General features: G+C 54.9%; 11 protein-coding genes, 1 pseudogene and 1 riboswitch. Of the genes and pseudogenes, 3 read left to right on the forward strand and 9 right to left on the reverse strand.

The window, feature by feature from the left end:
- The 4 genes from GSQ83_RS30785 to gcvT all read right to left on the reverse strand — a co-directional run.
- The coding region (locus GSQ83_RS30785; RefSeq protein WP_254065962.1) for an adenosylhomocysteinase at nt 1-378 on the reverse strand (378 nt) is incomplete at its 3' end.
- 105 nt (nt 379-483) lie between these two features.
- The gene (gene gcvP / locus GSQ83_RS28300) at nt 484-3,357 is read right to left on the reverse strand and encodes an aminomethyl-transferring glycine dehydrogenase (RefSeq protein WP_158806642.1); all 2,874 of its coding nucleotides are present in this window, start codon (nt 3,355-3,357) and stop codon (nt 484-486) included.
- 17 nt (nt 3,358-3,374) lie between these two features.
- A complete protein-coding gene (gcvH, locus tag GSQ83_RS28305) occupies nt 3,375-3,749 on the reverse strand; it encodes a glycine cleavage system protein GcvH (protein WP_158806312.1) in 375 nt (124 codons plus the stop codon).
- A gap of 10 nt (nt 3,750-3,759) precedes the next feature.
- Nucleotides 3,760-4,872 (reverse strand): glycine cleavage system aminomethyltransferase GcvT, encoded by a 1,113-nt coding sequence (gene gcvT / locus GSQ83_RS28310; RefSeq protein WP_158806313.1) that lies wholly within the window; start codon nt 4,870-4,872, stop codon nt 3,760-3,762.
- 158 nt (nt 4,873-5,030) lie between these two features.
- Nucleotides 5,031-5,123: riboswitch (glycine riboswitch) on the reverse strand.
- Nucleotides 5,124-5,369: 246 nt separating this feature from the next.
- Here gcvT and GSQ83_RS30790 point away from each other — a divergent pair.
- Nucleotides 5,370-6,288, forward strand: a pseudogene (locus GSQ83_RS30790) (transposase); the annotation flags it as partial.
- A 210-nt stretch (nt 6,289-6,498) separates the two neighbouring features.
- Here GSQ83_RS30790 and GSQ83_RS31565 read toward each other — a convergent pair.
- Entirely contained in the window at nt 6,499-6,909 is a 411-nt protein-coding gene (locus tag GSQ83_RS31565) for a class I SAM-dependent methyltransferase (protein ID WP_371418093.1), read from the reverse strand.
- Nucleotides 6,866-7,423 carry a hypothetical protein gene (locus GSQ83_RS28325; protein ID WP_158806319.1) on the reverse strand — a complete coding sequence of 186 codons (558 nt, stop codon included), beginning with the start codon at nt 7,421-7,423 and terminating at the stop codon, nt 6,866-6,868. Before GSQ83_RS28325 ends, GSQ83_RS31565 begins: the two co-directional genes overlap by 44 nt.
- Before the next feature lie 401 nt (nt 7,424-7,824).
- Between GSQ83_RS28325 and GSQ83_RS28330 the strand changes: the two genes are divergently transcribed.
- Together GSQ83_RS28330 and GSQ83_RS28335 are read left to right on the forward strand one after the other, a co-directional pair.
- On the forward strand, nt 7,825-8,805 hold the full coding sequence (locus GSQ83_RS28330) for a lipopolysaccharide assembly protein LapB (RefSeq protein ID WP_158806320.1): 981 nt from the start codon (nt 7,825-7,827) through the stop codon (nt 8,803-8,805).
- Nucleotides 8,806-8,999: 194 nt separating this feature from the next.
- The gene (locus GSQ83_RS28335; protein ID WP_158806322.1) at nt 9,000-9,683 is read left to right on the forward strand and encodes a class I SAM-dependent methyltransferase; all 684 of its coding nucleotides are present in this window, start codon (nt 9,000-9,002) and stop codon (nt 9,681-9,683) included.
- A 285-nt stretch (nt 9,684-9,968) separates the two neighbouring features.
- Here GSQ83_RS28335 and GSQ83_RS28340 read toward each other — a convergent pair whose 3' ends face one another.
- The 3 genes from GSQ83_RS28340 to GSQ83_RS28350 all read right to left on the reverse strand — a co-directional run bounded on the left by GSQ83_RS28340 (nt 9,969) and on the right by GSQ83_RS28350 (nt 14,570).
- Nucleotides 9,969-10,772, reverse strand: coding sequence for a bifunctional 2-polyprenyl-6-hydroxyphenol methylase/3-demethylubiquinol 3-O-methyltransferase UbiG (locus GSQ83_RS28340; protein WP_216850616.1), 804 nt, complete (start codon nt 10,770-10,772; stop codon nt 9,969-9,971).
- A gap of 75 nt (nt 10,773-10,847) precedes the next feature.
- Nucleotides 10,848-11,876, reverse strand: a complete 1,029-nt coding sequence (locus GSQ83_RS28345) for a hypothetical protein (protein WP_158806325.1) — start codon at nt 11,874-11,876, stop codon at nt 10,848-10,850.
- A gap of 801 nt (nt 11,877-12,677) precedes the next feature.
- Nucleotides 12,678-14,570 carry a GSCFA domain-containing protein gene (locus tag GSQ83_RS28350; protein ID WP_158806327.1) on the reverse strand — a complete coding sequence of 631 codons (1,893 nt, stop codon included), beginning with the start codon at nt 14,568-14,570 and terminating at the stop codon, nt 12,678-12,680.
- Nucleotides 14,571-14,685: the final 115 nt, after the last annotated feature.

Consider the following 14,685-nt stretch of genomic DNA (forward strand, 5'->3'; position numbering starts at 1 on the left):
ACCGCGCACCGTCTGCTCGATACACCACCAGAACTCCTCCTCGTTCATGCCCTTCCAGGCGAAGACGGGGATGCCGGCCGCGGCGACGCCGGCGGCGGCGTGATCCTGGGTCGAGAAGATATTGCAGGAGGACCAGCGCACGGTGGCGCCGAGCGCGGTCAGCGTTTCGATCAGCACGGCGGTCTGGATGGTCATGTGCAGGCAGCCGGCGATGCGGGCGCCGGCGAGGGGCTTCTCGGCGCCGTATTCCGCGCGGAGCGCCATCAGGCCGGGCATCTCGTCCTCGGCCATGAGGATCTCCTTGCGGCCCCAGCCGGCGAGGCTGATGTCGCGGACTTTGAAGTCTTCGGCCGTCGTGCGGGCTGCGGTGTCGGGCATGGGTCTGTCTCTGTCTTTCGTGCGGATCGTTGAGCGGCGGAATAGCGGAGCGGCAGGCTTAGGGGAACCGTAAAGCGGCTAGGCCTAGATCATTATGATCCAGGCCTACTCGGCGGCTCGCGCGTAAACCTCGAGCGGTGTGCAGGTACAAACCAGGTTGCGATCGCCATACACGTTGTCGACCCGTGCTACTGGAGGCCAGTATTTCCGCCCCTCAATCCACGGCAACGGAAAGGCCGCTTGAGCGCGCGAATAATCACGCGACCAGTTATCTGTCATTACAGATCGCGCTGTATGCGGAGCGCCCTTTAAGGGATTATCTACGCGATCCATTTGGCCTGCAGCAATGTCAGCGATCTCCTGGCGAATCGCGATCATTGCCTCGCAGAAGCGGTCTAGTTCAACCTTCGATTCGCTCTCGGTCGGTTCAATCATCAGTGTCCCCGCAACCGGCCAGGACATGGTCGGCGCGTGGTAGCCATAATCCTGCAGCCGCTTGGCGATGTCTTCCACCGTCACTCCGGCCTCAGCTTGGAAACTGCGGCAGTCGACAATGCACTCATGCGCTACTCGACCTAAGCGACCAGAATACATCACCGGATAATAGGGGCGCAGCCTGCTTGAGATGTAGTTAGCGTTCAGAATCGCCACTCTGGTCGCCTGTGTCAGACCGGCGCCCCCCATCAGGCGAATATAGGCGTAACTGATAGGCAGGATGGAAGCGCTGCCGAACGGCGCCGCAGCCACTGGGCCATAACTAGTCGCCGGACCTGCATCGGTGCGCATGGGATGATTCGGCAAATGGGGGACTAGATGAGCTGCCACACCTATCGGCCCGACGCCAGGCCCGCCGCCGCCATGCGGAATGCAGAAAGTCTTGTGCAGGTTCAGGTGACAGACATCGGCACCGATCGCCGCTGGGCTAGTCAGCCCGACCTGTGCGTTCATGTTGGCACCATCCATATAGACCTGACCACCATGCAGGTGGACAAGATCACAAATGGCGCAGATGTCTTCCTCGAATACTCCATGCGTGCTCGGGTAGGTCACCATCAGCACCGCCAGTTTCGGAGCATGTAATTCAATTTTGGTGCGCAGATCGGCCAACTCGATGTTGCCATCCTTGTCGCATCCCACAACAATGATGCGATAGCCGGCCATCGCTGCACTGGCCGGATTTGTACCGTGGGCGGATGACGGGATCAGGCAAATATCTCGCTTCTCTTCTCCACGGGCCTGATGAAAAGCTCGAATTGCCAGGAGCCCGGCATACTCGCCTTGCGAGCCGGCGTTGGGCTGCAGTGACACGCCTGCGAAGCCGGTGATGATGCGCAGCCATTCCGAAAGTCGCGTGATCAGCTCCGTGTAGCCTTGCGTTTGGTCGGCCGGCGCGAAGGGATGAATATCTGCGAAGCCTGGCAATGTCAGCGGGATCATCTCTGCCGTCGCGTTCAGCTTCATAGTGCAAGAGCCTAGCGGAATCATGCATCGAGTTAGCGCGATGTCGCGATCCTCCAGACGCTTCAGGTAGCGCACCATCTCGTGCTCGCCATGGTAGTTGGAGAACACAGCTTGCGGAAGGATCTCTCCAGCTCGCATCAACGTAGGTGGAATTGAGATCGACGTCGTTGCGAGCGAGCCGCCGAGCACCTCCCCAAGGGCGATAAGGTCATTACGCGTTACAGTCTCATCCAAGGCTATCGCGACACCAGTCGCATCCACACGACGCAGGTTGAAGCCAGCCGCCAAAGCGCTGTGCATTAGCGCGTCGGCACGCGGGCCAGCCTCGATGGTGATCGTGTCGAAATAGTAGTCGTGGCGAAGCACATATCCACCTTGTCTTGCGGCATCGGCCAGCAGCCTCGCCTGCAGGTTCACCCGGGATGCGATCCGACGTATTCCTGCCGGCCCGTGCCATACGGCATAGAAGCCCGCTATCACTGCCAGCAGAACCTGCGCTGTGCAGATATTGCTTGTCGCCCTCTCGCGGCGGATGTGCTGCTCGCGCGTCTGCAACGCCAGCCGCAGTGCAGGTGCGCCGTCAGCATCCTGGCTGACACCAACGAGGCGACCTGGCATCTGCCGTTTGAATGCTTCGCGCGTCGCAAAGAATCCAGCATGCGGACCACCGAATCCCATCGGAACTCCAAAGCGCTGGGCAGATCCAACCACAATATCCGCCCCCATCTCACCAGGTGGCGTCAGCATAGCTAGACCAAGCAGGTCGGCGGCAACAATTGCGAGCGCGCCCACATCATGCGCCGCCGAGATCTCCGTTCGCAAGTCCCGCAGCTCGCCGGAGGTGCCAGGGTATTGCAAAATGATCGCCGCCGGCTTTGCTGCGCGGATCGCTTCTACGTCACCGGCGGCAAAGATTTTCAGTGAAATTCCCAGCGGAGCGGCCCGTGTTGTCAAAACCGCTTGGATCTGAGGATGCAGATCGGCGACGATCAGGATGGTGTCTGATTGGGCCTTGCTGGCGGCATGCGCCATTGTCATTGCCTCGGCGGCGGCCGTTGCCTCATCCAAAAGCGAAGCATTGGCGATCTGCATGCTCGTCAGTTCGCAGATCATGGTCTGGAAATTTAATAGCGCCTCCAATCTACCCTGCGCTATCTCCGGCTGGTAGGGCGTGTAGGCGGTATACCAGCCCGGGCTCTCCAGCACGTTGCGCAGAATCACCGGCGGCGTGTGAGTGCCATGATAGCCCTGCCCGATCAGTGATTTCGCGCCGCCATTGCGTGCGGCCATGGCACGCAGTTCCGCGATCACCGCGACCTCGTCCAGTGCCCGCGGCAAGGCCAGGTTGGTTTTCACCCGGATCGAGGCTGGTACTGTCTCGCCCACCAGTGCTTCCAGGCTGTTCGCACCGACCACGCGCAGCATATCGGCGATCTCCTTGTCCGAGGGTGCGATATGGCGGCTGACAAAACCATCGGCTGCCTCCAATACTGAAAGTTCTGCTATCGCATGCGACATAACCTCGAACTCAGCCATTAAATCGTCCCGAGAAGAGTGTCATATGCGGCTCTATCCAACAGTGAGTTGAACGCCGTGGCATCAGCCAATTCTAGGCGGAATAGCCAACCCTCTCCGGCCGGATCGCGATTGACCAACGCTGGATCTTCGACAATCGCCGCGTTGCATTCGACCACCTCACCAGAGAGCGGCGCGAACACATCCGATGCGGCTTTGACGCTTTCAACCACCGCGCAAGCCTCGCTCTCCTGGACCTTGCGGCTGATTTCTGGCAGCTCGACGAATACGATGTCTCCCAGAGCTTGCTGAGCGTAGTCCGTGATACCTACCGTTGCAACGGTGCCGTCTAAGCGCACCCATTCGTGATCTTTTGTGAAACGCACATCAGACATTAATGATTCCTTATCGGAAATAGCGGTGAGGAACAAAAGGCATGGGAACAATCCTCGCCGGTAGCTGGCGGCCGCGCACGCTCAGCAAAAGCGGAGTGCCGTCAGTAGCAAGATCGGGGCGCACATAGCCCATGGCGATTGGCACCCCCAGACTCGGTGCAAAGCCACCGGAGGTAATTTCTCCGACAACACTGCTATCCAACGCGAGAATTTCCGCTCCGGGCCGGGCCAGAGCCCGGCCATCAAGGCGTAGTCCGACGCGTAGTCGGGCCGGACCATCATCGAGTTGAGCGCGAATCGTCGCAGCTCCGGCAAAATCCCATGCCGCTTTGCGTCGCTTGCCTATTATCCAAGCCAGATCGGCTTCAATGGGATTGACGCCTTCATCAATGTCGCTGCCGTAAAGGCATAGCCCCGCCTCTAGCCGTAAGGAATCGCGAGCGCCGAGACCGGCCGGCGCCACCTCAGTCTCTGCCAAGAAGTGCTCGGCCAAAGTCTCGGCCTTAAAAGCGGGGACTGAAATTTCAAAGCCATCCTCACCGGTATATCCGGATCGGGAGATCCAACATACTGTGCCGGCGAGACTAACTTCGGCTACGGCCATGAACGGTAAAGCGGCTGCCTCAGCTGACAGGCGGCCGACGACGGCAGCCGCCAAAGGTCCCTGCAATGCCAGCAGGGCACGGTCCTCATGCGGCTCTAGCCGAATATTGTCTGGCAAGTGAGCTCTGAGATATGCGTAGTCATCTGCCTTGCGGCTCGCATTTACGACCATACGCAGGCGGTCGCCGTAATTGGCAACCATCAGATCGTCCAGGATGCCGCCAGATTCGGCAAGCAGCAGTGTGTAACGCTGCCTAAATGTCTTCAATTCCTGCATATTGCTCGGGACCAGCCGTTCTAACGCCTCCGCGGCAGGACCATATAGTGTGGCCTGACCCATATGGGAGACGTCGAACAGGGCGGCATAGCTGCGACAATGCAGATGTTCGGCAAGCACACCAGAAGGATACTGCACAGGCATGGCATAACCGGCGAAAGGCACCATGCGCGCGCCGAGGCGACGATGCAGTGCATCGAGCGGAGTCGTCTTCAATGCATTCTCGACGGAATCGTGAGGCATACAATCTCCGCACAACGGTTCCCGCCGGTAAGAAACCGACGGGATGGCCCCCCTCTGTCGCAGAACCTGAGAGTTCGGATCTGCACCCTCGAATAGGTGTGTGGATCCTTACCCCGTCGGTGCGGCGGACTTGAACCCGCCGACTTTCCAGAGATCCGTTTCCCTTTGCGGTCCTGGATACCTGAGCGTTTCCGGGGACCGGTTGCGCCTTCGGCGGCTGACCTGAGTCAACGCTCTCCCGCAGGGGATAGTATGGACGAGCAAACATGGAGCAAGACGCGCAAGCATACAACCCTTGGTTACGGCGCCTCTGGCTGCTTCCACCTCGAACCGGGCCAACGCAAAATCATGGAGGTGACCGAGATCTGCTTGCCAGGGGCCAAAGGTGTTGCTGACGACTTTACGGCCGGCCAAGTGGTGATCGACCAATCCCGATGGCGAGGAAAAGTTTGCCGCCGGCTAGAGCAGAAGATTGCCTTGCTGGAGGGCAGCAGCGGCCCTTTGGGCCGCCGGAGGTCGAGGCGATGAGCCGCACACTGTCGCCCAGCAACGGTAAACTTACGGCCTCGCACGCGTTTGCCGGATCTGGCGTAGTGCCAAAGCGAGCATTTATCGATACCGCCATCCGAGACAGCAGCGGCAGAGACCAGGTCCCGCAGGCCCCATGCCGGATGGAGCCCTGCTCGAACGGATCCGAGACGTCCTCTCCGAAAGCCCCTTCCACGGCGAGGGTCACCGGAAGGTTGGGGCCCGAATGCGGATCGCCGGTGTTCGCACGTCGCGGCGGCGGGTGTTGCGGCTTATGGCGAAAACAACTTACTAGCGCCCGGCCGGGTCGGCTAGCCGCGTGGACCGCGAAACCATGACGGCACCATCATTCCCGAAGCTATCGACACGATGCCACGATGTGGGGCACGGCCATGACCACGACCTGGACGGCCGAGGGACAGGTTGCGGTCTTCATTGCCGTCAACCACCACAATGCCGAGTGCATCGGCCTCCATGCCGCCCGGCGTGGAACTCGGTTCGAAGCGCTCGAACCGCTGCGTCAGGGTGTGCGTCGGCACTTCGGTGCCAACGGCAAGGAGGTCGGCCACGTCTTGCCGTTCGCCACGATCACGGTTCGCAATACATGTCCGATACCTTCCAGACTGAAATGCGGTTCCTGGGCATCCAGAGCTCGCCAGCATACGTCCGCGCGCCCGAAGGCAACGGTTGCGCCGAGCGATTCATCCGGACGCTTAAGGAAAACCTGCTGTGGCTCCAAACTTTCCACACCGTCGAGAAGCTTCGACTTGCGCTACTCTCGCCTTCCGTGAATCTATAACACCACTTGGCTCATCCAGCGGCTTGGATACCAAACACCTTGCACAGGTCAGACATCGGCAGCTTTCAGCCGTCGCAATCTCTGCGTAGGCTCCCCATAGATGTCTCATCAACCGACGGCGGTACACCGGTGACTCCCCGCCCATCTGGAGAACCTCTTCACGATGCATTCAGCAGACGCGTAACCGGCAGCGCTCAAGGATCGTCTAAAGCCTTACCATCCTCGCCCCTCACCCGCCTCCCCGACCATTTTGGGGAACCTACGCTAGCGCGCTAGCACTACTACCACCAAGAAAGAACTCACTTTGGACGGGAGCGCCCATTAAACCTTGGTTGGCACAGAACCAAGTCTTGACGGTTTGCAATTCCTCGGGGGCGGATTTTTACAATGGTGAAGAACTTGCTCCAGCGACTGTATATATATTCTTCTGCATGATACGCTGTCTGGTAGAACTCAGGAAGCCCAGTCGTTCCAGACCCCTTTAAGTAGTAAAACCCCGCCTTGTTGAAATCTTTCTTCTGTTGTGGGTTTCCGTTGAACAAACCTGCTCCGTGAACGCTCAAAGCCAAGACTCCGTCCGGTTTAGTGACTCTACTTAGCTCTTCTAGCCAACGCAGCTGCATATCTTCCGGGAGGTGTGTGAAAACCGAAATCGAGTACACGAAATCACAAAGACTGATTTTCAAAAGGCAGAGGCGGTTCCGGATCATTCATTACAAATGACCCGATTGGTCGCAAAAAACGTTGGGACCAACTAATAGTTTCCGCATCGATGTCGGAACCAAACCAACGAAACCCTTCCGATCCGATGTGAGCATCTCTGCACAGTTCATAGAAAGGCTTGATCACCCTTCCACACCCGGCACCAAAGTCGAATATGTTACTATTCTGAGGAAGGTTTGATGCGCGGATCAATTCTCCGAAGACGTTGGCAGCCAGCACTCGTCCGACCGCCTCGAAGCCTACCAAGTCCTCGGCCCCGTGAACCCGCTTCCTCATATGAGGAGGTGGATTGTAAAGCGTAGGTTTATACCCCAAAATCCTTTCGGTATCTCTATAAGCCTCCGTCGTCACTCCCAGGCGAAGCTCCTTATACCCATGCGTTAAAAAGTGTTCCCAACCCGTAAAGCCTGGAACTTGAGTTGCCTTGGCCTGCACATCGGCATTGGTTAGTAGGTAAAAGTTCTCGTCAAAAGTGTTCGGCGGCTTAGGTAGATTAGGCACGGATCCCTCCTCTTCGACCACAGATAATGACTTCATAATCCGCTTAAATCTGATCAGCTTGTCGAACCGACAGACCCGAATCTCTGGTCGAGCCCCAAAGTCCGCACGTCGCCGATGTATACTATAACTAAGCGGGCTCTTTGTGATATCTGCACTATCTTTGGTATAGCGTGAGCGTAAGCATGGGCATAGACAGCAGGGGCTATAGGGTGTCAGCTCGATCGCTTGATGAATTCAGGATCGGCCTTATGGGATTTCAAGGTCAACCAGCTCTGTCCTGGCCACGGGTAACGAACCCGCATCCGCGGTGGGCATGACGAGATTAGAGGGCATTGGCGCAATTCGTTGCAACCTGTAACCTGCGATGGAGCGACATATGTAATGGAGAGGCTTGGGAGCCAATGAGTGCCGTAGAGAAGGGGCAGCAATCTACCAATGAAGCTACGGCCTTGGCCGATATTGATCAGATGGCGGCTGAGATCGAGCCGACTCTATCAAACCTGAAAAAACTTCTGGCGCTCTACAAGCAAGTATCGGCCGCGTCCCGAATTGAGATAGTGGCCCAAAAAATACTAGAAGAAGATCCATCTGACTTCATGGCGAGAAGAGCCTTGGTTCATCTGTATGTCGAGAGATCACTTAGCGCTTCTTCTCAAAAGGTAGCGGCCGAGGCGTCACGCCTCTTAAAAGACGCAGAAAGCCTACCCGGAACCACCGCTGTACAATTGCTTGAGGTGGCGAGATACTACAGTCGAATGAAGGACGAAGCATCGGCGAGGAGGGTCGCGCTCAGGGCTGTGGAGGCTATACCTGAGGAGGCCAAGCCAAGTGCTCGATTAGTTCTCGCCCAGGTGTACCTCGATCACGGTCAACCGGCCGCAGCTCGGAATGAAATCGCGGAGATTTTGCCTCAGCTTTCCCGGCCGAGCGATCTCATTCGGGCGGCAGTGGCGTTGGAGAAGCTCAAACAGAACAAGATGGCCCGTTCTGCTGCCGCACGCGCCGTGCCACTGCTGCGTCCAGTGCTTGGCTCCCCCGATGACTATATCATTCTCGCCGAGTTTCTGATGCGCAATGGAGAGGTAGCTGTCGCGCGAGGTGTTATGAGGCGGGCAGGCTCTACCTATTTTAGAGAGGCTAGGATAGCACTCCGATTCCACGAGATTTGTTTTAATCTTGCAATCAACGATCTTGCGAAATTCCACGCTCAATCTGTACTTTCAAAAGACCCATACAATCCGCTCATGCAGCAGCGCTTAGCGCTGCTGCATTTGCTCGACAGAGCGCCGATCGAATCGGCCTCGGCGCCACCGGTGGCCACTCCCGTCAAAAGACTACTAGCTCTTCTGAAAGGACGCCGCTCAGCCAAGGACGGCGAGTGAGGGTTGCAGGACCAGGGCCTCGAGAAGGGAGGGACCTGGCTTAGTGCCGTGCAGGTGCAAACTAAACAGCCGGCAATAAAAGAGTCGTCGAGCCGCCCAGTGTGTCGGGTGAGGGGTAGCACGATGCGCAATGGTAGGTTAGCGTCGTGAACTAGGTAGCAAACGCGCGGCTCTTTTATTTGAATGGAAGCACAATGGTTGGAAAAATTTCACGATCGTCTCCAATGGGTCGAAAAGCCTACGAGCTATGCCACGGTCTAGGATTGGAGATCGGAGCTCTCCATCAGCCCTTTGATCTAGAAGCCACAGTCATCTACTTAGACCGAGAGGACATGTCGAGGCTAAAGCGCTCGTATAGTGGAGATCCCCGCGAGGCGCATATCCAAGCTCCTCAACTGGTTGCCAAATCCATCCCTTATTCGTTCATTGCTGCTGAAGCATTCGATTTTGTTCTTAGCTCCCACGTGCTAGAGCACTTCCCCAACCCAGGTATGGCTCTTGAAGAATGGCTCCGCATCACAAAGCCGGGCGGCATTATCTATGCCATTTTGCCTAACAGAGATAAGACGTTTGATGCTCCACGAGCAATTACTTCCTCAGATGTTCTCATGAACGCCTTTATCAGTCGGGATAATACTGCCCCGCTTGAGCAATATATCGATTTTTATGCCAACCATACACTGGCTCCAGGAACCGCGCGGTTTGAAAGAGAAGTTGTTGAACGCCATTGGAGAACAGCAGTGAGCATCCACGTTTATACTTTTACGCCCGAAAGCGTTTCGGAATTCCTCCGTGCTCTTCAGACGAAACTCGCTTTCGACATCGTTCATGAGGATGCTGAGAAAATCAATATCCATTTCGCGTTGCGAAAGCGATGAATAATTACTCGCGCTGTGCTTAGCAAAAGCCCTTGTACTCTTTGAGAGACTCCGTGCTATCATTAGACCAGTTGGCCGGTTGGAAGAATCCACGTCCCTGGGTTCGCTGAGTTGGTCTGACCGAAGTTATCTACCGATTTGGAAAGTGCACGTCCAGAAGAACATGCCTCAACTCTCCCAATTCGCCAAACTCGTCGCCGCTTGGAATGCGCCGCACCAGCCCATTCCACTACCACTGTCGTAATGTGGTCGAACGTCCTGCACTGGCTGACGTTCGACCAAACATCACGCTCCTTCAACGGCATGAGTGAGAGCAGGCCTATACACGTATCCTACACTTGGGTCAGCCCAAACAGGTATGAAGAGCCTATTCAACCGATCGAGTGTAGCTTCCCTAAGCTCTGCCGCGGCTTTCAGGTGAGCGCCTCCGACACTCTTCGCCTTTAGAGGGTAATCGCTGAATGTAAAATAGCCATTCGGGTTCAACGCTTGGGCGAATCTCTGTAGCATGAAGGGCGGATCTAGAACATGCTCAAGTACCTCGGTCGCATTGATTATGTCGACCTTCGGCAGCGCCGGGTATTCTCTGTCGCTAGTCACAGCAATGGCCTTATAACTAATGTTGCGGCGTTGCATTCGATATGACGCGAACTCAATTGGTCCTCCGCCAATATCAACTAGAACGGGCCTGGCCCCAAGAGCTGCGAACATTAGAGAGTAATCTGCCGCTCCACAACCATAGTCGATCACTCTGAGACCGCTGTAGTCGGAGCTTTGCCTATCCCGAGAGATTGCTGTCAAAACCCGATAAGCCTGATTAAATCGGTCATATTTTAACATGAGCCGGGTTATGCTCGTTCGCAAAAATATAGGGTCGAGATACGACTTGATGACTGAGCTGTGGCTCTGTTCGATGAATAATGAACCCGGCGGCTTCTTCCCAAGATCAACATTTAATAAACGATACTCTTCTATTGCATCATCTTTAGAGATTTTAAAAAACCCCGCAACCTCTTCCGCACGGTCATCCCATAAAGCTAGATTGGGATCTACTTGAGTTAACTTTACGAGTTCATTATAAGGTAGCATCACTTCTTCCAATACTAGAACGTCACGAAGCGACCGATCCCGATAGCTGGGCAAGCTTGCCATTCCAAGCTTCTACTAACATCGAGCGGGTTGAGCGGCCTTGCATACAGCTCGCATTCCCGCTTGCACCTCCGCCATGTCACCCAACACCATATAACAGCTAAAAGCATGGTCACCTAGGGAAACCTCGTGTTCCTCGAAATAACAATTCCATTTTACTGTCTTTGTGATCCGAGCTGCTTCAGTGAATCTAAACCTGCTATAGATAGGGGGCGTCGAGCGATGGGGCTCGCCGCCAGGGCTATACACTCCGATCGCATAACGTTGATCCTCGGTCGAGAAAATAATGGGAAGAGATTGTTTACCAGGTCCGTCTGAGAGCTTAGACAGCTCGTTATGAACGGGGTCATAGGTCCAGAACTTGGAGAACTCCGGTGGCATGTAACCAGTAAGCGCCTCAAACCCACCCAAAGTCCGCGCCTCAGGAACAAGGAAATTCACTTTATACTCGATAGCGTTTGGAATCCCAAAGACTCCAATTGTAATTGTTTTCGTGAGCATATCATTCGAAACCGCGGACTTGACGGCCGATACCGAGCCATGACATTTATCGGGTGCCTCGCCAGGGCCCACCCAGAACGCCATTAAGCTTTTTGTCGTAAGTGTCGAGCCAGAATAAACAAGGGATAAGAGGTTGCTTGTGCTAGCTGGTCCCTGACCATCTCTGTTTGAACCGGCTTCCGTGGGATTGAAGCATCCCCCCTTTCCATAGTAAAAAGTAGCTGATTGAAATTCGCGGCCGTGATCACTCCGATCAACGAATTCCTTATTTTTCCAGACAAGGCTATCAATGGCCCCCGCCGTGCGGCTCGACACGCTGACCACAATGGGTGAACCGTCGAACTTCCCTGAAACACTTGCTCTTTTAGAAGCCTCTGGCCAGTGCACTTGCGACGCATCTTTTGCTTCGACCTTAAACACAGGAAGCGACACAAGCGCTACCACCAAGCCGAGGACCACACCGAACGGCGGATACCGAAGATTGGAAAGCGGTGACCACTTTCCCGAACGTTGGAGAAGATAATCTAACACGTGTGCCGCCATAGAACTTCTCCTTTGAAGCCATCGAGAGCCTCAGTGAACGTCAGCTAGAGATTGTTATGTACTTTTGAGCAACACTGGTCCAATGACGAAGGATATGTGCTGCCACTGCCCGTAAGCCATACTCGCCTGATGTCAGCGACGAGGAGCGGTTGCTGGCCATCTGACCCCTGATGATGGAGAATGCACCTCCAGAACATTCGCTGCAAAGCGGTTTAACGCTCTGCGATATATGATCCGTTAGGCGTCGTATGGCGGAATGGCGGATCATGTTGAGCGATTTTCGATCTTGCACTCGGTCCATCGACAAGCACTTCGATGGTTCACAGCAGGATCTTCGAATCCCTGACTCAAGGTTTGCGCTCGGTATTGCGCCTGGCGATGGGATGTAAGGAAGAGCCGTCGGCCGCGATCATAGATAGTCGCACACTGCGCTCGACGTCGGAGGCCAGTACTCGGGCCAGGCGGGACGGCGCGCAGCACAAGCGTTGACCGAAGGTTAATATGGCCGTCAACAGGATCGGCAACACTACCGGTTTTGCACATGATAGGGGGACGTCCTTCGCCTGATCAGAGCTGGCTTAAGGTTCCATCGGCATAGCCGACGGAACGCCAACTGAGGACATGTGTTGTTGTAAGATCGTCAAAGACTACGAGAGCTACGCGACCCCGCTTGTCGGGTTCCACGTCATCGCGTTCGTCAGACACACGCTCAAGCACACCGCCATCCTCACGCAAGTGCATAACGGCCTCTACAGTTGAGGTAATTCAGACCACCCCTCATAACAGTAGGTCCGTAGCGTCCTATTCAGTTAGCAGGGCTTCCTCGTCGCAGATTATATTGACGATCTTCTCGTTCAACCTAAGGGCATCTTCATCCTTAGGAGAATTATCGATCTCTAGAGATTCTACGATATCTACGTCAGCGAGGTGGCGGAAGAACAACTTCATCACATGGTCGACCCCCGCCTCCGAGATTTCACGTAAATCGGGGCCGAAGTATCGGCCCCTCGAAAAGCCTCCTGTTACTATCTCATATGATGGGAAGTAGAACACGTTATCTAAATTCTGCAGTACCTCAGCCGAAACGCGAAGAACCGCTTTGGAATGAGACGTGGCATTAAGGATGTGTTTGTCGGTTGCCGTCGCAATAAGCGGAACTGGTGAGACGGTTAGCAAAACCGCGGCATTCGGATTTACTGTACGAAGTTTGCTAATAAATGACTTCATATCCTTAATCACTTCGTCTACTGTCAGGTTATGAAAGCCGTAGAGCTCATCGTCAAACACCCCGCCTGCCACACCAGGGCATAGTGGGAATACCGCGCCGTCAACTTTGGATGACCAGCACTCAGTTAGGCCCATAGTAAAAACGAAGAGGTCCAAACCCTCAAATGCGCGCCGTACGGCAGCAAGATGGGTCTCCCGGCTACTCAACAATTCCTTCTTTGAAGTGAACGCATTGGGTTGAATCCGAGGACGAAAAGGATCTACAAAACCACCGTCGAAGCTCCACGCCTCATCAACCGGTTTGAACACTCCATAAGCCCTATCAAAAAGCTGATCAAGTTGTCGTGAGGTATATATATTCCCATAACGCGCAGAGAACGTTCCGAAGTTGAACCGTTCTGCCGTCTCGCTATCAATGATAGGATGGGCGGTCTCGGTAATATAATAGCTGAAACCTTTCGCCTGTAGCCGCTTGGCAATGTGTTGAGCAAAGCAGCTTCCCGCAGTTACGATCTTGGTGTCCTTTTCTATCCTAAAAGCTATAGGATCCACGGGATCCACTTCCGTTGGATCTGTCTCCGCTACCGAAGCTTTCCAGAAAGCTCCCGCGTTTTTTGTAGAATATGGAGTTGACGCCTTTGGCGGTCTCAATCGCGTGGTTGGGGAATTCGAAGCTTTCTGCACGACCACCTTGTGCGCAAGGAGGTCCTCTATAACATGACGAGCGTACCATTCATTGGCATGTGTGGCGTCTCCATAACCTTCTGGAAGAAGAAAACCATCTGGATCTCTCGTCAGCTTTGGACTTTCCAAGTATGGAACACCGAACGAATTGCAAACATCGCTAAACACGACTCCAAGCAGACGCCATAACTTGAGCCGGATTTGAGATGGCGTGAGGCTGGGGGTCCGAGCTCCTACTATCCGCTGAAAATAGGGGTCGAGATGTTTGATAATATAGAGGTCGTCCTTTTTTGGGGGCGGCGCCTCTAGCTGAATTAGATTTGTTTCCATCAGATCTGCAATGGTTTTAATCTGTGGGAAGTAACTTCTGCATCTAACTTTGAACATGTCTCGAACCGCCTCGAATTCCTGGCGCTCCGCACCTGGAACGAGCTCTCGTTCCTCATTTGGAAAATTAAAGTCGTATAGAGGCCCGACTCTCAGCAAGCCAATCGTATTATGCGCATTTCCTCCAACCGACATAACCGTCAAGATATGGTTGCTTTTTGCAACCCGCGACAGGTCCGATACTGGTAAATCGGTCACTCCCACCAGCTTGCCCACCGCTTTAGTCAGTGCTTGCGGAATTAAAGAGGAGACCGACGGAGCTGACTTGTTTCTTACTACCTCTTCGAGCTCGTTTAATAGAACAGTCTCGACTTGGATCACTGTCCCAAACTCTTTTGCTATCGCACGCTCAATAGCATGAACGTGGCTATGGCCTATTAACACAATCTTCTGCATTAGCTCGCCCTCGCTAGATGGCTGTGATTTGGCAGGCGTCTTGCACCTCTCTTCAAGGTGGTCGGTCCGATCTCTACATCTTCGCCGCTGACTGCCCCATTGTCCCACCCGGCGC

It is taken from the genome of Acidisoma sp. L85, assembly GCF_009765865.1.
Lineage (GTDB): Bacteria > Pseudomonadota > Alphaproteobacteria > Acetobacterales > Acetobacteraceae > Acidisoma.